Source organism: Natronolimnobius baerhuensis (genome assembly GCF_002177135.1).
GTDB lineage: Archaea > Halobacteriota > Halobacteria > Halobacteriales > Natrialbaceae > Natronolimnobius > Natronolimnobius baerhuensis.
In genome coordinates, this window is record NZ_MWPH01000002.1 from 629830 (window position 1) to 651484 (window position 21655).

Sequence of the window (21655 nt, forward strand, 5' to 3'; positions counted from 1 at the left end):
CCTCGAGCAGCCACTACTGCACCGGTCGGAACCCGACAATCCGTTTGCCGGACGTTTCGGACGTTGTCACGGCGATTTCGACAGCCAATCCGGGTTCGACCGTCTCCGGGTCGACCTCGACCACCTGGCCCGTCAGCCGAACCGGCCCGAAGTCCGCGATGGCGGTTGCATACGGCGCGTCGGCTTCGAACGACGGCGTCGCGACGTGTGTCACCGTCACGGTCTCGACCTCGCCCGTTTCGGGCAGCGGTTCCTCGGTGAGATCTGTCGAGCCACACTCGGGACAGACCCGCCGCGGGGGCAGCGAGTGGTGGCCCGCCTCGCAGACGAGAGAGTACGCTTCGTTTGCTCGTGCTGCATCGAGCCAGTCGTCGAAGCCGGCGTCTCGAGTGCGCTCGCCGTCGGATTCGGTGTTCTCGCTCATGCAACCACCTCCAGAGCAAAGCGCTGGCGTCGTTGCACTCGCTCACAGTGTTCGCTCATGCAACCACCTCCAGAGCAAAGCGCTGGCGTCGTTGCACTCGCTCACAGTGTTCGCTCATGCAACCACCTCCAGAACGTGGACCACTGCACTCGCGACCGTCCCGCCCGCGTTGTGCGCGACGCCGGTCGTTGCTCCCTCGACGTACTCGCTGTTTGGATGGTCACCCGCGAGCAGCGTCGCCACCTCGGCGACCTGCGAAACACCAGTTGCGCCGACTGGGTGGCCCTTGGCTTTCAACCCGCCCGAGAGGTTGATCGGCGTATCGCCGTCGGGCGTCGTGCGTCCGTCTCGAGCAGCCGAAATGCCCTCGCCGACCTGCTCGAGGTCGAGCGCCTCGAGGGCGAGCACTTCGGCGATGGTGAAACAGTCGTGAACCTCCGCGAGGTCGACGTCCTCTGGGCCGATTTCGGCGTCGGCGTAGGCCTGTTCGCCCGCCTCGCGTGCGGCGGGCGAGCGCGCGAGGTACTCGCGGTCGTGGAGCGCCATCCGATCCCCGCCCTGACCGGTGCCGGTGATCGCCACGGGTGCATCGAGGTCGTGTTCGTCGGCATACGCCTCGCTCACGAGGACAACCGCGGCCGCGCCATCGGAGAGCGGACAGGAGTCGTACAACCCGAGCGGACTCGAGACCGTGGGTGCCTCGAGCACGTCCTCGACGGAGAGGGCACGCTGGTACTGCGCTTTCTCGTTGGTGAGTGCGTTCTCGTGGTTCTTTGCGGCGATGTGTGCGAGGTCTTCGCGGTCGCCGCCGTAGGTCTCAAAGTAGGCGGTAGCCATCAGCGCGTACGCACCGGGGAAGGTCATCCCGGCCCGCACTTCCCAGAGGTCGTCCGCCGCGATTGCGAGCGCCTCGGTCGCGCCCGCGGTGCCGAGGTTGGTCATCCGCTCTGCGCCGCCGACGAGCACCACGTCACACTCGCCGTTTCGCAGTCGGATCACGGCGTCGCGAAGCGCCATCCCGCTCGAGGCGCAGGCGGCCTCGTACCGAGTCGCGGGTGCGGTGACGCCGGCGGCTTCGGCCATCAACGGGCCTTGATGGCCCTGATGCTCGGACAGTTCGCCCATGAAGTTGCCGTAGAGGACGGCGTCAACATCGTCGCGAGGAACGTCGCTGTCTGCCAGCGCGGTGGCACTTGCCTCAGCAAACAGGTCCCGACTCGTCCGTTCGGGGTACTCGCCGAACGACGTGAGCCCGGTTCCGGCAACGCGTACGCTACTCATACACACACCTAGCTCGTCGACAGGCTAAAGTTCGGTGGTTGGTATCACGGGACGATCCTGACGTCACCCCACACATCTGGACAGCACAATACCCGTTTTACAAACATAATTGGGACAGCACTGGCTTCCTGTTCCCGGCCATTTATACGTCCGCTTTCGAACATTTGCTTATGGACAGTGTTCCGTTCGATTTCGATGTTCTTACCGAGCTGACCGAGACGAGTGGCGTTCCGGGCTACGAAGACCGCATCCGCGCCCGCGTTATCGACCGCCTCGAGGGCAGCGTCGACCGCGTGCGGACCGACGCGATGGGCAACGTTGTCGGCACGCTCGAGGGGGCGGACGACTCGGACTACTCGGTGGCCGTCGCGGCGCACATGGACGAAATCGGTTTCATGGTTCGACACGTCCGCGGGGAGGAAGACGGCCCTGGCTTCCTCGAACTCGACGCGCTCGGCGGCTGGGACGCACGGGTGCTCAAAGCCCAGCGAGTGACGATTCACACCACGGAGGGCGATCTGCCGGGCGTCATCGGCTCGCCGCCGCCCCACACGCTCGATGAAGACGAGCGGAGCAAGACACCCGAGGTCGAGGACGCGTTCGTCGACCCCGGCCTCCCCTACGACGTCCTCGAGGAGCGCGTCTCGCCGGGTGACCTCGTCACGATGGAACAGACGACCGAACTGATGGGCGAGACGGTCACCGGGAAGGCACTCGACGACCGGGTCTGTCTGTTCGCCATGCTCGAGGCGGCGGAGCGACTCGAAGAGCCCGATGTCACCGTCCATTTCTGTGCGACGGTCCAGGAGGAAGTCGGCCTGCGCGGCGCACAGGCGCTGGGCGTCGATGTCGATCCCGATCTCGCAATCGCACTGGACGTGACCGTCGCCAACGACGTGCCCGGATTCAAAGCCGGCGAGCACGTCACCGATCTGGGCGAGGGAACCGCCATCAAACTCAAAGATTCGAGCGTCATCACGAGTCCGAAGGTCCACCGCCGACTGAAATCGGTCGCCGAGGACGAGGAAATCGACTACCAACTCGAGATTCTTCCGGCTGGCGGCACCGACACGGCCGGCTTCCAGAACGTCGCGGGTGCGAAACCGGTCGGCGCGATCTCGATTCCGACGCGGTATCTCCACACCGTCACGGAGACGGCCCACGTCGACGACGTCGCGGCGACGATTGATCTGCTCGAGGCGTTCCTCGAGAGCGAAGACGGCGAGCACGATTACACGCTCTAAAAATTCGGGCGAACACATCACTGGTTTTAACAGAACAGCCGCGAACAATGGGCTATGAATCGACGCCGACTCCTGCTCGGCAGCAGTGCCCTCCTCGCACTCGCCGGCTGTGTCGACACCCTCGAGACGCATTCGACCGGAACGTCGCCGGAATCTGACGATAGCGCGACGAACGACACCGAAGACGAGAACGAAACGGCGGCCGACGCCGACGACGCGACGGACGATGACGAGCCTGCAAGCGACGACGAACACGAAGTCCCCCTCGAAGCGCGCGAAACTGGTGAGACGGTACTCGAGGCGAGCCTCACCGGCGACACTGAAACCGCACTCGAGTACCTTCCCACAGCCTATTTCGACGCGGTGGACGACGCAGAGTGGCGGAAGATGGTTGAGCAATCGACCCCACCCGAGGCAGTTCACTCGATAACGTTCGAGAGCGCAACGCCCGACGACGAGTTCGTCGCAGACCTCGAAGCCGACGACGAGTTCGATGGCACGGCGACGGCAGCGTACGTCCTCGAGTACGAGGCCGACGTCGAGGTCGACGGGGAACGAATCGACCGCCCGGCGAGGGCGAACGTCCTCGAGATCAACGGCGAGTGGTACGGCTGGCCCCGACAGTTTAGTACGCAGCGGCCGACCCCGCAGGCTGGGATTAGTATCGACCAACCCGACGACACGACGGCGACGTTAACGCTCACCTCGAAGCCGAACGACGTTATCGTCGGCGTTCGCGGCGGCGACATCGACGAGCCAGCAGAGTACCAGTTCGATGCCGTCGGCGACTCCCTCACACTCGAGGCGAGCGAGGTCGGCAGCGGCCAGTTTTCCGTGGTTGCTCGCTACGCGGACGACGAGGACCACGCGGCGGTCATCACCACGGTCACGCTGACCGATCCCGCAGCGTGGGCGGACGTGACCGAAATCACGCTCGAGGCACAGACCGCCGGCTGGGTTGGTGTCGAACCGGCTCACATCGAGGGCGTTGAAAATCCCGAACTGGTCCTCGAAGCAGGTCGAGAGTATACGATTGCACGTGAGGACGGCGACGGTCTTGTTCACGATTTGCGGTTGTGGGACGAAAATGACGAACTCGTCGACGACTACGCGACCGAACTGACCGAGGAGACCGATGTTCGACAGGAGTTGTCCGTAACCGCGACCGAGGAACTGGCGGCGTACGTCTGTGCACCACACGAGATGACGATGCGCGGTGAGATCGACGTTGTCGACGAGTTCGATTTCGACGACTGAGCCTCGCAGGACACGTTTAGGGCATCTCGTGAATCGTCAACTCGACATCGCGTGGCGTGGTTCGATCCTCGATATCCGTCACGAGTCGCTGGACGACGGTTTCGGCTTCACTCAGGAGTCGCGGCTGGACTTTTGTGACCACCCAGTCTAGCGAGACGAACCGGGGAAGTGAAATCGCATTTTTGTCCGCCGAGTAGGGATCGTACACCGCATCGAAGTAGATGCGACTCGCCGTTTCGGCCTCCGGCGGTGCCGCGTCGGGTTCGGGTTCGACCCGCCACTCCCCGCGAGCGTCGATATCGTTCGTGAGCTGCCACTCGAGCGACTGAGGCGCGTCGATATTTGTCACTCTCGAACGAGCCGTATAGGTGAGTTTCCACCAGGCCAGATGGAGGTCGTAGATGGAATCGACGCCGCCGTCGCCGTGAACGCTGACTGATTTCAGGTGATCCGTGTAGCGCGGATAGTCGGTAAACGACTGCACGTACGGAAAGACCTCCTCGGGGGGACGATACGCGACAGTACTGAGGAGAATTCTGTCCACAGGCTGTGTATGAGTGAACCGAAAGTAAGGATTGCTATCGGGTCCAGTCGCTGCGAGTCGGTTTCACCCGCCGGTTGCTGACCCGGAATCGGCCTCGAGATCGTCCGCACTCCGCTGGACGGCTTCGACTCGAGCCGCAATCGGCGGGTGATGCGTCGCCAGACTGTAGAGCAATCCGGCCTCGCGCGTGCTGTCGTTCGCCGTCGCGAGCACCTTGAGTGCGTTGGCGGTGGCGTCGGGACCGGCGTGCCGAGCCGCGTAGGCGTCCGCACGATACTCCTGCCAGTAGGCGAGTCCACCCAGCAGGAACACGTGGTAGACGATGTAGCCGGCCATCACTGGCACGAAGAAGCCGGCGAAACCGAACTGTGCCTCGAGTGCGGTGATCCCGAGCGGTTCGGCGGCGACGACTGCGGCGACGATCACGCCGACGGTGAGGAGACCGCGCTGCCAGAGGTGACGGCCGGCGACGTGGCCGAACTCGTGGGCCAGAATCGCCCGCAGTTCGTCGTCGGAACACTCCTCGAGCAGGTAGTCCGTGAGGAAGACGTAACGCAGCCCCGGCACCGTTCCGGCGACCATCGCGTTTGCCGTCTTGGTTGATTCGCCCTCGAGCAGGTACAAGCCGCGTGGCTCGTACCCAAGGTCACCACAGAGGCGCTCGATTCGGTCTCGGCGGGCACCCTCGAGTGGGACGCGGTCCTGAAAGAGCACGATCAGATACGGTGTCAGGCCGAAGACGGCGAAGATAACGAGGCAGACGCCCCCGATGAGGACGGGGAGCGACGAGCCGACGACCGAGGTAATCGCGAGGATGCCGCCGACTGCGAGCCCAATTACGACAGCCGTCATCGCGATGCCAGCAACTGTATTTCTGACAACCCGGAACGGAGACGCGGACGTGTCTCGCAGCGACCGCGTTGTCGGATACAGTCCGAGGACGACCCCAATAATCGGGAGCGTTGCCATCGCGAAGATGACGGCCACGGAGAGCACACTATCCGCGCCGGGAAGCGTCGAAATGCCAGGTGCAATCGACTCGAGTCCAGCGGTTATCCGCTCGATGAGTCCGAACTGAAACACGGCGAGAATAGAGAGGATCGGCAACGAGAAACTGGTCACCTGCTGGAGTCGCTCGAGGCGGTGGAGACGGTCCGGAACTGACTCGTTCGCGCGGGCGACGCGCGTGGCGTACAGTCGAACCGCGAGAAAGGGGACCAGTCCGAACAGGAGGACAGCGCCAGCGAGTATGTACATTACTACCCTGTGCGAGGAACTGGTCTAAAAAGGTGTTGTTGAGTTAAGGTTTTAGAACGGGGTCGTGGCAGGTGAGTCGCTCCGAAGCGAGAACTCACCGACATCTCGAGGCGCTTCCAAGTGCGAACCTTCTATAGCCACTATCGGCAACGTGAGGACATGCGAGACGTGTGTATCGTTGGCGGGGGCGTCTCCGGCCTCGCCGCGTCGATCTTTACCGCCCGTGCGGGGCTGGACACCCTCGTCATCGACGGAGGAGAGTCCATCCTCGCCCGAAATGCCAGCCTCGAGAACTACCCCGGCTTTCCCGACGGCGTCGACGCCCGCCGGTATTTGCACCTGGTCCGCGAACAGGCCCGAAACGCGGGTGCCACGTTCGAACTTGGGCGGGTGACGCGTGCCGAACCCGTCGACGAGACGGATCTCGAGGATGGGTTCGTCCTCGAAACAGACGGCGGCGAACCGCTCGAGGCGCGACGGGTCATCGCAGCGTCGTGGTCTGACAGTGAGTACCTCGTGCCCCTCGACGTCGGTCGACTCAAGCGCGGCAGCAAGCACTTTGTCGACGTCGACCAGGGCGGTCGCACGGCCGTCGACGGCGTCTACGCCGCGGGCCGCCTTGCCAAGGAACCGCATCAGGCAATCGTCGCCGCCGGCCACGGGTCGAAAGTCGGCCTCGCGGTCGTCCACGATTCGGACGCCAACTTCTATCACGACTGGGTCGCTCCTGAGGGCTACTTTACGGACCGCAACCGTGAGGTTCCGCCGGGTTGTAAAGAGATCGACGACAAAGAGCGACGGGCAAGAGACGAACAGGCCCGAAAAACGATGCTCGAGGCGTTCGCGGAGCCGTTTGACGACCGACCGACGATGCACCCGAGCGTCACGGACGACACGTGAGGCTCCCGGCCGACGTTAACCTTCAAGCCATCGTAGTGGTAACATCCACCGAATGCTCGAGGGAGTCACCGTCGCACTCGGGGTCACGGGATCGATTGCGGCCGTAAAGACAGTTGAATTGGCTCACGAATTGCGACGCCAGGGAGCCGAGGTCCGCGCCGTAATGACAGGGAGTGCACAGGGCATCATCCACCCCTGGGCGCTCGAGTTCGCGACGGACAACGACGTCGTCACGGAGATTACGGGCCGCGTCGAACACGTCGACCTCTGTGGGTACGACGGCTGGGCAGACGTCTTTCTTGTCGCACCCGCAACGGCGAATACGGTCGGCAAGATCGCGGGTGCCGTCGACGACACGCCGGTCACCACCTGTGCAACGACAGCCCTCGGCGCGGAGACGCCCGTCGTGATCGCGCCTGCAATGCACGAGCCGATGTACGACCATCCCGGCGTGATAGAAGCACTCGACACCGTCGAGGAATGGGGCGTTTCCTTCGTCGATCCGCGACTCGAGGAGGGAAAAGCCAAGATCGCGAGCGAGGAGGCAATCGTCTGTGACGTTGCCCGCGCTGCGGGCGACCAGCCACTCGCAGGGGAGCATATCGTCGTTACGGCGGGGGCGACCAGCGAGTCAATCGATCCCGTGCGCGTCTTGACGAACCGCTCGTCGGGAACCATGGGCCGTGCCGTCGCGAAAGCCTGCTACGTTCGCGGCGCAGACGTCACGCTCGTCCAACACGGCGCGGACGTCCCCTATGCCGACGTCCGACAGGTCGAACACGCAGCCGAGATGCTCGAGGCAACCCAGGACGCTTGCCAGCACGCAGACACACTGGTTTCAGCCGCGGCTATCGGCGACTACACTGTCGAGCCAAGCGACGAGAAGATCCGTTCGGGCCAGGACCTCACACTCGAGCTCGAGCCAGCACCGAAACTGATCGATGAGGTTCGGGAGGCACGCCCGGAGTTACCGATTGTCGGCTTCAAAGCGGAGACCTCAGGCGACGACGGGGCCATGATCGAGCAAGCACGACAGACACTCGAGCGGGCGGACCTCGCGTTCGTCGTCGCCAACGATGCGAGCGTGATGGGCGAGACGGATACGCGGGCGTTGTTGGTCCATGCCTCGAACGCCGCCGAGTACGAGGGATCGAAAGCCGGCCTCGGCGCAGAGATTGCATCCTCGATTGCGGTTGTTCTGGGCGATCACGGCGAGTAAGCGGTGTTGTTTCGAGCGGTCATGAGAATTATAAAGGTGGGGTCCCTCCCACGAAATAACCGTATCACTGCGGGGGCATGGGGACCAAAACGCAGTGAGGCGAGCAAGGTGAGTTTCGGTGGTCCAGACACAACGACACGACACCGCAGCTGGGGACGGACCCAACGCTGCTGCCGAGGACGATGGGACGAGCGCCTCGAGTACAGGGTCCGACGCCAGTACCGAACCGGACGAACAGTCCTCGAGCGCCAGTGACGAGCCAGCCCTGCCAACCCTTTCGAAGGGTGAAATCTTCGAGGTGCTTCGAAACCAGCGACGGCGATACGTCTTGCACTTTCTCAAACAGGACGGCCGGCCCGTCGAACTCGGTGATCTCGCCCAACAGATCGCCGCCTGGGAGTACGAGACGACACTCGAGGGCGTTACACCTGCCCAGCGAAAGCGCGTCTATACGACGCTCCAGCAGACGCACCTGCCGAAGATGGACGAAGCGGGCATTCTCGTGTTCGACTCCGATCAGGGCGTCATTGAGGCAACGGATCGAACGGGAGATATCAGTATCTACCTCGAGATCGTCCCCGGCCACGAGTTCGCCTGGCGTGAACTGTATCTCTCGCTTGGAGCCATTAGCTGTGCGCTGGTGGCTGCGCTGTGGCTCGAGATCTATCCGCTGACGCTGCTGTCGAATCTGGCGTGGGCAGGGCTCATCGCAGTCACGGTGACGGTGACGGCAGCGATCCACGGCTACTACGAGCAGAACATGCGTCTGGGCACGGGCGAGCAGCCCCCAGAGTTGAGTTATCGCGCTGAGGAGTGACGGCTGGCACCCGAAACTTGCTGTCTGCCAACGACCAACTGGGCTCGCTCGTATCGTCAACTTTTACTCCGCTACCAACACACCCACGACATGGATCAACTCAAGCGGTCGCTTCTCGAGGCCCCGATCATCGAGAAAGACGGCTATCACTACTTCGTCCACCCGATCAGTGACGGCGTTCCAAAACTCGATCCAACGCTCCTTCGCGAGATCGTCATCCGAATCATCCGCAAGGCACAACTCGAGGAAGTCGACCGGATCGTCACCCCCGCGGCGATGGGCATCCATATCTCGACGGCCGTCTCGCTGATGACGGACATCCCGCTGACCGTGATCCGCAAGCGCCAGTACGGCCTCGACGACGAGGTTGCCATCTCCCAGAAAACAGGCTACTCGGAGAACGAGATGTACATCAACGACGTGCGCGAGGGCGAGCGCGTGCTCGTGCTCGACGACGTGCTCTCGACCGGTGGCACGCTCGCATCCGTGCTCGAGGCGCTCGACAATATCGGTGCTGAAGTGATCGATACGGTCGCGGTCATCAAGAAAGTCGGCGGCGAGAACAAAGTCGACGACGCAGGCTACAACGTCAAGACGCTGATCAACGTCGACGTGATTGACGGCGAAGTTGTGATTATCGACGAAGACGGCGACGACTGAGCGGAGACTACGATTTTTCAATCAGCAGACGTGTCCAGAGACACCTAACGGAAGGTCGTCGTGTGTAGCGTACTCTTGGAGGAGTCACTACGCCGTCTCAATCGTGGTTTCTTGGCCACTCCATCGCGACGGTCTACTATCATTCGTGATTGTACGTATTATCTACTGATTAGTGCGGATTATTTCGGGCCGGAGCAGTTCGCGCGCGAGAGTCGTTCTGTCGTTGACAACGCGTGTTCAGAAAGTCAATTGGTACCAAAACGCATGATAGTACGGTGATCGGGGTCGAATCAAGTGGTTCAGTTTGTGGCCGCTATATCGCTATATTTCGCTGATAAACATTCCACTATGGAATTATTTCTCCAATAAAAATACTAGTTTAAAAGTCATTGTTCAACAGAGACATGCACTATTGAACACATATATTCACGTCCTCTGTCGACAGGTTTATATTGTGTGTTTTGGTAAGCCATTTCTATGCCCGACAGTTCGGAACGGCAACGCGGAAATCATTCACGACGAACGATGCTCGCTCTTCTGGGGGGAAGTGCAACCGTAGGACTGGCTGGTTGTTCTGCCCTCCTTGGCGATGATGATGACGGGAACGGGAATGGAAACGGGAACGGCAGCGATGACGACACCAACTACGAGGTCAGTGACCACGCGAACAAAGCACAGGCCGCGTGGGAACGCGTTGTCGATCACCCTGCACCCGAAGACGAAGACACACGAAACGAGGCCTACCTCGAGATCGAGGAAGCCGTTCGTGACGACATGGTCTTGCTCCCGCTGTATCACAGCAAGGGAGAGCGCTTCTGGTACGATTACGTCGACATTCCAGAAGTTGGTGCCCTCGGTATTCACCACCAGCAGTTCACCGACGTTGAAGTTGATGGCGACGACGAACTGAACCTGCTGAACAGTACGTTCGACGAGCTTGACCCGATCATGTCGACGGACACCGCATCGGGGATCGTCATTAATCAGGTGTACGAGACGCTGACGCACTACCCGAACGGCGTCGCCGAAGTCGAGAACAAACTCATCGAGGAGTTCGAAGTCTCCGACGACGACCTGACGTGGACGTTTACGCTCAAAGAGGGCGTCGAGTTCCACGGCGGCGAAGAGCTGACCGCAGACGACGTTCGCTACTCGTTCCGTCGACTGGCCGAGTCGGAGTACAGTGAACGGTCGAACTTCATCCTCGGCACCGCCTCTGGGATCGGCGTCGAATACGACGAGACCGACGACGGCGACGTCGAGCCTGACTCAATCGCCGTCGAAGTCGTTGACGACTACACCGTTGAAATAACCATCCAAGAACCACAGCCAGCACTCCTCGACATTCTTACCTACGATGGATTCTCCATCGTTCCGGAAGGAATCGTTGGTGATATCGACGGCTACGACGGCGAGGTCGATCACAGCGAGTTCCAGACCGAGATGGCCAACGGGACTGGTCCATTCGAGTACGACGACTTTAGCATCGGTGAGGAGATGCGCATCGTCCGTAATGACAACTACCACGACGGCGAACCCACCATCGAGTCCGTCCACTGGGAGATCAACGAGGACCCCGAATCGCGCTTTACCTACGCGATGGAGCAAAACGCGGACGTCTTCGACATCCCAACCTCGCAGTACGACCCAAGCTTAATCGACGCCGAAGAACGCGACGACGGCAGCGAAATCGGTACCTACGGTCCGTTCGAAAACGACGAGGAAACCAACTACCTCGCTGTCCCCGAACTGGGCACGTTCTACTTCGCGTTCAACGTCTCGAACGTCCCTCGTCCGGCCCGACAGGCCATCGCCTACGTCGTCGACCACGAGGAACTCATCGAGGACGTCCTCGAGGAACGTGGCTTCGAAGCGTTCGGTTTCACCCCGCCAGCAATCTGGCCAACGGGTGAAGACGGCTACAACCAGTGGGTCGACGAGTGGCCATACAGCCCCAACGAGACCGACATCGAGGGCGCAGCGGAGGTTCTCGAGGAGGCCGGCATCACCGAGGACGACCCAATCGAGATCGAGGCTGCAACCTACGAAACCGCACCCGAGTACGCCGAGATGGCCGAACTCATCCGCCAGAAACTCGGCGATCTGCCAATCTCGGTGACGAACAACTCCACGCAGTTCTCGACGCTGCAAGACCGTGGTGAAGACGGCGACCTCGAGATGTACTCGCTTGGCTGGGTCTGGAGTTGGGAGGACGTTTCGTACGGTCACTTCAGTTTCGAGCCGGAAAACACCGATACGTCCCGGATGCCCGGCGATGCAACCGGCTACTACCTCGACTGGCAAGTGAATCTCGACTAACAGACACGCAACCGACTGAATCGTCACTCGTTCGTCGGGGCGCTTGTCTCCGGCAGGCGTTTCGAAACGAAATATTTAGACGCGACCAGAAAAACTAACATATTAGTTACGTATGCAACATCGTCTCCAGAACGTGTGCAGAATTGTACGTGATATTCCATGAGTAGATGGAGATACTTCTTTAAACGTCTCCTCCTCTCGATTCCGGTGCTGTTTCTCGTCCTTACCTTTATGTTCGTGCTGTTGCGGATGGGACCGGTCAATCCCGTTGCGGCCAGACTTGGCCCAGAAGCGACCGGTGCTGAAGCAGAACGAATGCGTGAGCGGCTTGGACTGAACGATCCGCTCTGGGAACAGTACCTGGATTTTGTAACGAACTTCTTGACATTCGATCTGGGCCAGTCCTGGGTCGTCTACGGAGATTGGGAAGTTACCTCGATTGTCATGACTGCCGGGCCGCCAACGCTCTGGCTCGGCTTCTGGGCAATCCTCCTCCCACTCTTTATTGGGATCCCGCTCGGCTTCTACGCCGGACTCCGTCCCAACAGCTGGGGCGACTACACAGCCTCCGTCAGTGGTATCCTCTGGCAGGCAATGCCGAACTTCTGGCTCTGTATCCTCCTGCTCGCCCTCTTGCGACAGACCCAGGGCGGCGGCTGGCTCGGATTCGACTGGTACACCTTCGGTCCAGAGATCCGCAGTATCACAGGAACGCCGGATCTGGCGTTCTTCTCGGTGAGTTGGATCGACGCCTTCGGTGCCGTCTCGGTTCCACTTCTCACTGGGATTGACTGGGGTGCGCTTGCAGTCGATATCAAGCTCATCCTGCCGCCGGCAATCGTTCTCGGTTCGGCGTCGATGGCCGCAGAGTTACGTATCGGCCGCACCGCAATCCTCGAGACGATCAACTCGAACTACGTTGAAACGGCTCGAGCGAAAGGCCTCAAAGAACGCGCAATCGTCTGGAAGCACGTCTTCCGGAACGCGTTGATCCCGCTGGTGCCGGTCATCACCAACGAAGCGTTCTTGCTGATCGGTGGCTCCGTGATTGTCGAGTCGATCTTCAACATCAACGGACTCGGCCGGATCTTCTTCCTGGCCATCACGCAGGGTGACCTGCCGCTTGCAGGCGCACTCCTGTTTATCTTCACACTGATCATCATCTTCCTGAACATCCTTCAGGACTTCCTCTACACGATCATCGATCCACGAGTGGGGTACGAACGATGAGTACGAACACCTCCGACGAGACGGCCGAATCGGTACCCGACGAGACACTGCTTCGCGAGCGCGTCCGAGCCAACCCCCAGCCTGCACTTCGCTGGGCTGGCGTTCTCGCTGTCTTACTCTTGCTCGAGCTTGGACGAATCGCGGGCTGGTTGACCACGGTGGGAACCGCACTCGAGTTCGTCTTCGACGCGGTTGCAACGCTGCCGGCGTGGATCGGCGGTAACGTCGGCGATGCGACGATCTCACTCGTCGGCTATCTCGTCAGTGACGCACTGACGCTCGTATTGCTGTTTGGCGTTTCCATCGTCGTGTTGAAACTGCTTCCGTGGTCGGCCGTCGACCGACTGACTGGCCGGATGAGTCGCGAGACCGCAGTGCAGGTCGAACGCGTCGCACTGACGCTCGTTCTTGCGGCTGTCGCGGCCGTACTGGCGTTCACGCCAGCAGGCGGTCTCGTCCGGACTGCCGTCGTTGCACCCGTTGATCTGGTCTCGACGCTCCCGTCGCTGACCAGCGATCAACTCGTTTCGAACGAAGGCCATCGGACGCCTGACGGTGGCTGGGAAGGAACGTTCCTTGGTCTCTCACCGGCCGTTGCGTGGGGGATTCGAATGCTCCTCGTCTACGGCTACGCGCTCGTGATGATCGCGTGGCTCTGGCGTGGCTACAACGTCTTCCGTGAGCACTACCGCCAGGCCGATTGGACGCCGCGCGACGATACGTTCCGCCGACTCCGCACTCACTACTGGGGGCTGTTCGGGCTGATCGTCGTCATCCTGTTCATCGTGACGGCGATGTGGGCACCCGCAGTGAGTCCTACCACCGCCGAACAGGACATCTACTCGCCGTACTCCTACGAGATAGAGTACCTCGACGACGAGGGCGAGATCAGTACGATCACCCACGGCAGCGCGAATCTCGACAGTCAGTCCGACGGCCAGAACACGATTGGGCCGCTGAGTTACGACAACTATGACCGCTGGGCACCGCTTGGGACAACGGCGAGCGGGCAAGACTTACTGACGCACATTGCCTATGGCGCGCAAACGTCGCTCGTCATCGGCCTGCTCGCAATCGGCCTCGGCGGTGCCGTCGCTGTAATCATGTCGCTGCTGACTGCCTACTACAAGGGCGCTGTCGACGTCGTGACGGTGATCGCCAGCGATACGATCATCTCGATTCCGGCGTTCTTGCTCGTGATGATGCTCTCCGTGATCTTCGATCAGGGTGATCACATGCTCGCGGAGCCACTCAACGGTGGCGTGCTTCTCGGTCTCATCTTCGCGTTCGTCTACTGGCCAGGGATGTGGCGCTCGATCCGTGGTCCATCCCTCCAGGTCGCCGAAGAGGAGTGGGTCGACGCCGCAAAGAGCTACGGGCAAACACCGGTGAACACGATGCGAAAACACATGGCCCCCTACATCGCGGGCTATCTGATGATCTACGGCTCCCTGCTGCTCGGTGGCATCATCATCTTCACCGCCGCACTCTCGTTCCTCGGTCTCGGGATCAACGCACCGACGCCCGAGTGGGGCCGACTGATCAGTGACGGCGAACCGTACGTCTCGACTGCCTCGTGGCACGTCGCGACCATCCCCGGGCTGATGATCGTCCTCGTCGTCACGGCGTTTAACGCACTCGGCGATGGCCTCCGCGACGCCATCGACCCCGAGGCCGACACCGGCGACGAGGGAAGTGCCGCCGACGACACCGGTGCCGCAGCAGCCGGAGGTGGTGGATAATGTCTATGGAATCTCAAATCGAGAACACAACCAGCGATACACAGCCGATCCTCGAGGTACAGAACCTCCAGACAGCCTTCTTTACGGACAAGGAGACGATTCGCGCCGTCGACGGCGTCTCCTTCGACATCGAACCCGGCGAAACGGTCGGCATCGTCGGCGAGAGTGGCTCCGGAAAGAGTGTGACCGCCCGCTCGATTATGGGACTCGTCGACTCCCCCGGCCGCATCCTCGAGGGCAGTAGCGCCCGATTCACCCACCTCGAGACGGTCCAAGAGTACGCCTCCTCGTTCCCCGGGAAAACGGTCGATCTCAACCGACTCGAAGAGGAGTACGATCCGTCCGCGTTCAACCAGCCCGGCGTCTCCGTGACGCCAGGCGATCTCGGCTACGAACGAGCAGCCGACGTCCCGCTTGCGGACGTGGTTGCCGCTGGATACGGGTCCGAACTCGGTCTCGATGTCAGCGACGACGACTGTGTCTTCGTGACGGGTGGCGATCCCGGCTCGCCGGAGTCGATTACAGACGGCTTCGTCGAACTCTCGCGACTCAGTGGCGAGCCACAGCGACAGATGCGTGGCGGCCGAATCGCGATGGTCTTTCAGGATCCGCTGACGAGTCTGAACCCCGTCTATACGGTCGGGAATCAGATCAAAGAAGCGCTGCGACTCCATCAGGGACTGCGCGGCGAGGAAGCGACTCGAGAGGCAGCCCAGTTGCTCGAGGATGTTGGGATTCCGGATGCGCGGCGACGGGTCAACGAGTATCCCCACCAGTTCTCCGGTGGGATGCGCCAGCGAGCGGTAATTGCAATGGCGCTTGCGTGTGAGCCGGAGCTGTTGATCTGTGACGAGCCGACGACGGCACTCGACGTGACGATTCAGGCCCAGATTCTCGACTTGCTCGCCGAACTGCAAGAGGAACGCGACCTCGCGATGATGTTCATCACCCACGACATGGGCGTCATTGCCGAAATCAGCCATCGCGTGAACGTGATGTACGCGGGCGAAGTGATCGAATCGGCCAACGTCGAGACGCTGTTCGCCGAGCCAAAACACCCCTACACGCGCGGGCTGCTCCAATCAATTCCGGGACGACAGGAGGGCGACCGACTGCAGACAATCGAAGGGAACGTGCCAACGCCGAACGAGCCGGCAACGTACTGTCGGTTCGCGCCGCGCTGTCCGAAAGCCTTCAACGAGTGTACCGCGATGCATCCCGAATCAGTGCCCGTCACTGAGGGCGAAGACGACCACACTGCAGCCTGTCTGCTCTACCCCGAAGACCGCTCGAGCGACGAGGCGCTTGCGATCCATCAACAACGAACGGCAGCACAAGCTACTGAAACTGATCCAACAGGTGAGAGCGAATGAGCCAGGAAACGATTGAGTCAGCAGCCGAATCATCGATGGGCGCACACGACGAGGCGATGGTCAAAGTCCGCGACCTGAAAACCTACTACGACAACAGCGGCCTGTTCAACTCGACGCCAGTCAAAGCCGTCGACGGCGTCTCCTTCGACATCCGCCCCGGCGAAACGCTCGGGCTCGTCGGCGAATCCGGCTGCGGGAAGACGACGCTCGGACGAACACTGCTCCAACTCGAGGAAGCCACGGACGGCGACATTCGCTTCGACGGCACCGACATCACGACACTCGGTAGCGACGAACTCCAGACGTGGCGACGAAACGCCCAGATGGTGTTTCAGGACCCGCAGTCGAGTCTCAACGACCGGATGACGATTGGCGAAATCATCCGCGAACCGCTCGATGTCCACGACTGGAAGACTCCACGCGAGCGAAACCAGCGCGTTAAAGAACTCCTCTCGACGGTTGGTCTCCAGCGCGAACACTACTACCGATACCCTCACCAGTTCTCCGGCGGCCAGCGCCAGCGCATCAGCATCGCCCGGACGCTCGCACTCGAGCCTGACTTCGTCGTCCTCGACGAGCCAGTCTCCGCACTCGACGTCTCCGTCCAGGCCGAGATCATCAACCTGCTCGAGGACCTTCAGGAGGAGTTCGGACTCACGTACCTGTTTATCGCACACGACCTCTCGGTCGTCAGGCACATCTGTGATCGGGTTGCCGTGATGTACCTCGGAAACATCATGGAGATCGGACCCACCGAGGAACTGTTCTCGAACCCGTCGAATCCGTACACACACTCGCTGCTGTCGGCGATTCCCGAACCGGATCCGACAGTTGATCGAGATCGGATCACACTTCAGGGCACACCGCCGAATCCGCGGTATCCTCCGGCTGGCTGTCCGTTCAGCACGCGCTGTCCGGCCCGTATTCGGCCGCCGAACCATCAGGACCTCGACGACGAACTCTGGATGCGTCTCAACGCACTCAAGAGCACGCTCGCCGAGCGCAAGCGTGCCGAGCGCTCGATTCGTGAGCGCGTGCGTGCCGCAGTTGGGAAAGACACCCGCTTTGGCACAATCGACGAAACCTACGACGAACTGTTCAGCGACGTCAAGGTTCCCTCGAGCATCGAATCCGTCCTGGACCGGATTGCGACACATGCCGAAAACCACGAGGAAAGCGAGGCAATCGACCTGTTCCACGAGGAGTTCGGCAGCGTCTGTGAGCGCGAGGAGCCGTCGTACTACACCGTCGGCGATGACGCAGACGAGCACCGCAGCTACTGTCATCGACACGACGATGACTACCGCGAGCCGGGGCCGGTCCTCGACGACCGACACCGCTAACGACTCCGCTCATATTCGATTCAGTTTCCAATGTCTGACTCCCGCCTGTGGATTCGACGCCGCGTCCGCATCTGGGCTGACGCCCTGACGTACGCGTGTACCCTGACCATCCTTGCGGGAGTCGCAAGCGGCGTGCTCGCAATTGCGACCGGTGGCGGGAGCGTCCGCGCGAAGGAATTACTCTTTGTCACCGGCTGGATACTCCTCGCGTACGCAACGATCAAACTCTGGCCAACCTCGCCGGAGGACCTCGAGGAAGACCGAACCGGTGACTCGCTTGCAGACTCCCAGCCGACGACCCGATTTCAGCGACTCGTGCGCGCACTGCCACCCAACCGTTGGGTTCGACTCCCCCGACCCGAGCGACGCATGACGACGGCTGGGAAGGTGCTCCTCGCGAGCGTCCTCATCCTGCTGGTCTCGTTTCTCCTCGAGACCGTCTTCGGCGTCACCTGAATCGGTCAGACTCCGGGCGGCAAACGGCCGACTCCGAACCCGCCCACCGCCGACTCGGCCACCGCTAACCCACATCGCTGCTCGAGCGGTCAAAAAAGGGTTATCCCTCTCCACTTCGTTCCTCCATCTATCCTATGACCGACGAGACCGATACGTCTGCAGACGCCCAGCGTCGCGGCCCCAACGTCGCATCGAACGCCTGGAAACGAACGCTCGAGGACCTCGAGACGATTGCCGAGGAACGGCGCGATGACGGTTGGGACGTACTCACGGTCAAAGCTGCCCAGACGGACACGCTGGGACGTGACACCGGCTCGACCGACTCGTTTGGCCTGTTCCACGTCCTTCCGAACAACCACGCCGAGCCGTTCTCCGAGACCTACGACAGCGATGCGTACACCGAGTATCTGGCATACGGATCGATCATCGGCGGCCACAAGTACCTCATCACCGAACTCATCGACCCCGACAACGAGCGCTCGATTCTCATCGCTGGGCGATATACCCTCGCTCGAGCCCAAGGCATGATTACAGCCGCGCGTGACGAAGACGTCCTCTATACCCACGTCAAAACAATCGACGGCACGATCCTCGGCACGTTCGAACACGAGGAATACGACCCGCTGCTTCCTGACTCCTGATCGGCTCGCTCGAGTGTGGCTTTTCGCAGTGATGTATTAGGTACTGTCTCGAGTGACGGCCGTATTATCGCTGTTGCTCGAGGAGTTGGGTGTCACAAGGTGGGAGGTAGATTTGAACCACGCCAGCACTCTCGCTTTGCTCGAGCGCTGTCTGGTTCAAACTACCACATGCTATGGATGGCGCTCACGAATTTGTTCGCGCCAAAACATAGCGGGAGGTAGATTTGAACTACCGATCTGCGGGTTATGAGCCCGCCGGAATCTCCTGGCTATCCCATCCCGCTATCACATCATACCCGAGTGAACTAATTAAGGGTTGTGATTCGGACGCCGTGTGCGGGTTTCTACCGCTACCCCTGGTGGACCTTCCACGTGTAGAGGGACTCACAGGTGTAGTTGACAAAAAAGCCAACGCCAATCCCGATGACGTTTGCCGCCATGTACCAGACGCCGAACTGGTGATAGAGGACCGCCAGCACGGAGAGCGTGACAAGAAAGCCAGCGAATCGAACTGCATTTGAGCGCAGGAATCGCCGTCCGAGCGGGCGAACACCCATCTCGCCGTAACTCGAGAACGTCCAGCGCTCGTTGATGGCAAAAATAACGATGATCGACAGTTCCCACGAGATCATTTTCGCGACCACTGGCCCAAGCACTGTGAGTTCGACCAGTGCGAACAACACGACGATATCAACGGTTGCGCCAGCGAACCCAACGCCTGCAAACTGGGTGAAACGACTCCGCGAACGCAGTGCCCGAAGGCGCATCTGTAAGGCCTCGATCATTCCTGCATCACCGCTGTCAGCAGTGGAGTCGTGTGTGCTGACCTCAAGGTAGTATCTAACACGTGAGAGAACACACGAAAAGCGTACTGGAAGCGGAAACGAGAGTGTGAGATGATTACAGCGCGAGTTCGCCGCGTGGCTCGATAACGGTGACATCCTCGGCGTCGGCGCGGTCGACATCGAGGAAGTGCGGAATGAAGTTTCGCTTCGCGAAGTCTTCGTATTCGGCGTCTGTGCCGACGGTACACCACAACTGGACCGTTTCGGGGCCGTGCCACTCACCGTTGCGATTGATCCCGAAGCAGACCAGTTCGTCCCCGTCGTGTTCGATAATGGCTCCCTTTCGGATGCCGGGGTCGCCGTGGATGATGAGCCGCTTCATACCTCGCAGTTCACAGGAGAGACGATTAAACGCTTCGAACACGGCCACGGTCGATTCCGCCCGATTGCGTCCAGATAGTGGGGCTTCCTCCCACACACTCGAGGACGAACCAAACGGGTTTTAAACTGGCCTACCATAGGCCACAGCAAGTGAGATAACCATGCAGATGCCACGCCGATTCAATACGTACTGCCCGCATTGTAACGAACACCACGAACACGAAGTCGAGAAAACTCGAAACGGCCGTTCCAGCGGCATGAAATGGGACGCGCGCCGAACCAAGCGCAACTCCTCGAGCATTGGTAACTCCGGGCGCTTCTCGAAAGTGCCAGCCGGCGAGAAGCCAACCAAGAAAACCGACCTTACGTACCGCTGTGGCGAGTGTGGCAAAGCCCACCTCCGCCAAGGATGGCGTGCCGGCCGACTTGAGTTCCAGGAGTGATTACAATGGCAGGAAATTTCTATTCAGTCCGCTGTGGCGATTGTGAGAACGAACAGACCGTCTTCGGCAAAGCCTCCACGGAGGTCGCCTGTGCCGTCTGTGGCACCACGCTTGCGCGACCAACCGGCGGCAAAGCCGAGATCGAACACGAGATCATCGAAACTGTCGAGTCACGATGAAATATAGCGGCTGGCCCGACACCGGCGAACTCGTCGTCGGCAAGATCGACGAAATCGAGGACTTCGGTGTCTTCGTCGATCTCGAGGAGTACAAGGACAAACGCGGACTCATCCACATCTCGGAAGTCGCCAGCGGCTGGATCAAAAACGTCCGCGATCACGTCCGCGAGGGCCAGATCGTCGTCTGCAAGGTCTTGGACGTCGACGAGGGGCACGAGCAGATCGACCTCTCGCTCAAAGACGTCAACGACCACCAGCGCTCGGAGAAGATCCAGCAGTGGAAAAACGAGCAAAAAGCAGACAACTGGATGGACCTCGCCCTCGAGGAGGACATCGACGACGAGGACTACACGGCAATCGCGAACGAACTGATCAACGCACAGGGCAGTCTCTACGACGGCTTCAAGCAAGCTGCAATTCACGGCCACGAAGCCCTCGAGAGCACGAACCTCACCGATGAGGAGATCGATTCGCTCGTCGATACCGCTCGCGAGAACGTTTCGGTGCCGTACGTCAACGTCACCGGCTACGTCGACCTCGAGAATCCATCACCAAGTGGCGTCGACGGCATCCGCGAGGCACTCGAGGCTGCCGAAGGCAACGGAGAGGTGCCCGACGAGGTCGACCTCGAAGTGAGCTACGTCGGTGCACCCGAGTACCGCATCACGGTGCAGGCACCGAACTACAAGACGGCCGAATCCCAACTCGAGGAAAGTGCTCAGCGCGCAGTTACCGCTATCGAAGGACACGATGGCGACGGTGAGTATCACCGCGAGCGCCGCACTGACGACGAGTAATCCAACCGATGAAATCCGACATTCGGGTGTGTTCGGCGTGGCGCGAGACCCACGACAGCCCGGTGTATACCCTTTCTGACTCCTGTCCGGACTGCGGTGCAGTGGCCGAAAACACTGCCCCTGCGCCGTTTAATCCATCCGACCCACACGGCGAGTACCGACGGTCTCTTAAGCGTCGCAATCGCTGATACGGGTATGGACGAACTCGAGATCGAGGCGGTCGCCGAGGTTGAACTGGACGACCCCGTTCTCGTCGAGGGGTTGCCGGGTGTTGGCCACGTTGGCAAACTCGCCGTTGATCACCTACTCGAGGAACTGAACGCTGACGATGAGGCAGACGCTGAGGCTGCGGAGACGTCGGAC

At 60.8% G+C, this 21655-nt stretch carries 23 protein-coding genes, 1 tRNA gene and 1 pseudogene; 18 read left to right on the forward strand and 7 right to left on the reverse strand.

The features are described 5' to 3' along the window. Positions 1–13 precede the first annotated feature (13 nt). Together B2G88_RS09455 and B2G88_RS09460 are read right to left on the reverse strand one after the other, a co-directional pair. Positions 14–424: a Zn-ribbon domain-containing OB-fold protein gene (locus B2G88_RS09455; protein ID WP_054862332.1), complete on the reverse strand. Its 411-nt coding sequence runs from the start codon at positions 422–424 to the stop codon at positions 14–16. Positions 425–538: 114 nt separating this feature from the next. Further along, positions 539–1705, reverse strand: coding sequence for a thiolase C-terminal domain-containing protein (locus B2G88_RS09460; RefSeq protein WP_087714629.1), 1167 nt, complete (start codon positions 1703–1705; stop codon positions 539–541). Between the two features lie 170 nt (positions 1706–1875). Between B2G88_RS09460 and B2G88_RS09465 the strand changes: the two genes are divergently transcribed. Together B2G88_RS09465 and B2G88_RS09470 are read left to right on the forward strand one after the other, a co-directional pair. Beyond that, positions 1876–2949, forward strand: a complete 1074-nt coding sequence (locus tag B2G88_RS09465) for a M42 family metallopeptidase (protein ID WP_054862331.1) — start codon at positions 1876–1878, stop codon at positions 2947–2949. 54 nt (positions 2950–3003) lie between these two features. Next, a complete protein-coding gene (locus B2G88_RS09470; RefSeq protein WP_054862330.1) occupies positions 3004–4206 on the forward strand; it encodes a hypothetical protein in 1203 nt (400 codons plus the stop codon). Positions 4207–4222: 16 nt separating this feature from the next. Here B2G88_RS09470 and B2G88_RS09475 read toward each other — a convergent pair whose 3' ends face one another. Both B2G88_RS09475 and B2G88_RS09480 read right to left on the reverse strand, forming a co-directional pair. Further along, positions 4223–4750: an SRPBCC family protein gene (locus B2G88_RS09475; RefSeq protein ID WP_087714630.1), complete on the reverse strand. Its 528-nt coding sequence runs from the start codon at positions 4748–4750 to the stop codon at positions 4223–4225. A 63-nt stretch (positions 4751–4813) separates the two neighbouring features. Beyond that, positions 4814–6007: a M48 family metalloprotease gene (locus B2G88_RS09480; protein WP_054862329.1), complete on the reverse strand. Its 1194-nt coding sequence runs from the start codon at positions 6005–6007 to the stop codon at positions 4814–4816. Between the two features lie 120 nt (positions 6008–6127). Here B2G88_RS09480 and B2G88_RS09485 point away from each other — a divergent pair, with 120 nt between their 5' ends. The 11 genes from B2G88_RS09485 (at position 6128) to B2G88_RS09535 (ending at position 18707) form a co-directional block, all read left to right on the forward strand. Beyond that, positions 6128–6907 carry an NAD(P)/FAD-dependent oxidoreductase gene (locus B2G88_RS09485; RefSeq protein ID WP_342744113.1) on the forward strand — a complete coding sequence of 260 codons (780 nt, stop codon included), beginning with the start codon at positions 6128–6130 and terminating at the stop codon, positions 6905–6907. A 52-nt stretch (positions 6908–6959) separates the two neighbouring features. After that, positions 6960–8126, forward strand: a complete 1167-nt coding sequence (coaBC, locus tag B2G88_RS09490; protein WP_087714632.1) for a bifunctional phosphopantothenoylcysteine decarboxylase/phosphopantothenate--cysteine ligase CoaBC — start codon at positions 6960–6962, stop codon at positions 8124–8126. Between the two features lie 118 nt (positions 8127–8244). After that, positions 8245–8943 (forward strand): DUF7344 domain-containing protein, encoded by a 699-nt coding sequence (locus B2G88_RS09495; RefSeq protein ID WP_087714633.1) that lies wholly within the window; start codon positions 8245–8247, stop codon positions 8941–8943. 90 nt (positions 8944–9033) lie between these two features. Then, positions 9034–9603: a hypoxanthine/guanine phosphoribosyltransferase gene (gene hpt / locus B2G88_RS09500; protein WP_054862328.1), complete on the forward strand. Its 570-nt coding sequence runs from the start codon at positions 9034–9036 to the stop codon at positions 9601–9603. Between the two features lie 525 nt (positions 9604–10128). After that, the gene (locus B2G88_RS09505) at positions 10129–11922 is read left to right on the forward strand and encodes an ABC transporter substrate-binding protein (RefSeq protein WP_087714946.1); all 1794 of its coding nucleotides are present in this window, start codon (positions 10129–10131) and stop codon (positions 11920–11922) included. 159 nt (positions 11923–12081) lie between these two features. Further along, complete coding sequence (locus B2G88_RS09510) at positions 12082–13152, forward strand: ABC transporter permease (RefSeq protein ID WP_054862327.1); 1071 nt, start codon at positions 12082–12084, stop codon at positions 13150–13152. Next, complete coding sequence (locus tag B2G88_RS09515) at positions 13149–14894, forward strand: ABC transporter permease (protein WP_087714634.1); 1746 nt, start codon at positions 13149–13151, stop codon at positions 14892–14894. The genes B2G88_RS09510 and B2G88_RS09515 overlap by 4 nt, the downstream gene beginning before the upstream one ends. Next, positions 14894–16267: an ABC transporter ATP-binding protein gene (locus tag B2G88_RS09520; RefSeq protein ID WP_054862326.1), complete on the forward strand. Its 1374-nt coding sequence runs from the start codon at positions 14894–14896 to the stop codon at positions 16265–16267. The genes B2G88_RS09515 and B2G88_RS09520 overlap by 1 nt, the downstream gene beginning before the upstream one ends. After that, on the forward strand, positions 16264–17610 hold the full coding sequence (locus tag B2G88_RS09525) for an ABC transporter ATP-binding protein (protein ID WP_054862325.1): 1347 nt from the start codon (positions 16264–16266) through the stop codon (positions 17608–17610). Before B2G88_RS09520 ends, B2G88_RS09525 begins: the two co-directional genes overlap by 4 nt. A 30-nt stretch (positions 17611–17640) precedes the next feature. After that, a complete protein-coding gene (locus B2G88_RS09530; protein WP_087714635.1) occupies positions 17641–18066 on the forward strand; it encodes a DUF7555 family protein in 426 nt (141 codons plus the stop codon). A 134-nt stretch (positions 18067–18200) separates the two neighbouring features. Then, positions 18201–18707, forward strand: a complete 507-nt coding sequence (locus B2G88_RS09535) for a DUF7529 family protein (RefSeq protein WP_054862324.1) — start codon at positions 18201–18203, stop codon at positions 18705–18707. Between the two features lie 209 nt (positions 18708–18916). On the opposite strand, the gene B2G88_RS09540 is transcribed toward B2G88_RS09535, so the two are convergent. The 3 genes from B2G88_RS09540 to B2G88_RS09550 form a co-directional block, all read right to left on the reverse strand. Beyond that, a tRNA-Met gene (locus B2G88_RS09540) sits at positions 18917–18991 on the reverse strand. 66 nt (positions 18992–19057) lie between these two features. After that, positions 19058–19492, reverse strand: a complete 435-nt coding sequence (locus tag B2G88_RS09545) for a GtrA family protein (protein ID WP_245835341.1) — start codon at positions 19490–19492, stop codon at positions 19058–19060. A 115-nt stretch (positions 19493–19607) separates the two neighbouring features. Continuing rightward, positions 19608–19874: an HAH_0734 family protein gene (locus tag B2G88_RS09550; RefSeq protein ID WP_054862360.1), complete on the reverse strand. Its 267-nt coding sequence runs from the start codon at positions 19872–19874 to the stop codon at positions 19608–19610. Positions 19875–20034: 160 nt separating this feature from the next. Here B2G88_RS09550 and B2G88_RS09555 point away from each other — a divergent pair, with 160 nt between their 5' ends. The 5 genes and pseudogenes from B2G88_RS09555 to B2G88_RS20180 all read left to right on the forward strand — a co-directional run. Further along, the gene (locus tag B2G88_RS09555) at positions 20035–20316 is read left to right on the forward strand and encodes a 50S ribosomal protein L44e (RefSeq protein WP_054862323.1); all 282 of its coding nucleotides are present in this window, start codon (positions 20035–20037) and stop codon (positions 20314–20316) included. A gap of 5 nt (positions 20317–20321) precedes the next feature. After that, a complete protein-coding gene (locus B2G88_RS09560) occupies positions 20322–20495 on the forward strand; it encodes a 30S ribosomal protein S27e (RefSeq protein WP_054862322.1) in 174 nt (57 codons plus the stop codon). Further along, the gene (locus B2G88_RS09565; protein WP_087714636.1) at positions 20492–21292 is read left to right on the forward strand and encodes a translation initiation factor IF-2 subunit alpha; all 801 of its coding nucleotides are present in this window, start codon (positions 20492–20494) and stop codon (positions 21290–21292) included. Before B2G88_RS09560 ends, B2G88_RS09565 begins: the two co-directional genes overlap by 4 nt. An 8-nt stretch (positions 21293–21300) precedes the next feature. After that, positions 21301–21480 carry an RNA-protein complex protein Nop10 gene (locus tag B2G88_RS09570; protein ID WP_087714637.1) on the forward strand — a complete coding sequence of 60 codons (180 nt, stop codon included), beginning with the start codon at positions 21301–21303 and terminating at the stop codon, positions 21478–21480. Between the two features lie 7 nt (positions 21481–21487). After that, positions 21488–21607, forward strand: a pseudogene (locus tag B2G88_RS20180) (PAC2 family protein); the annotation flags it as partial. Between the last annotated feature and the right edge of the window lie 48 nt (positions 21608–21655).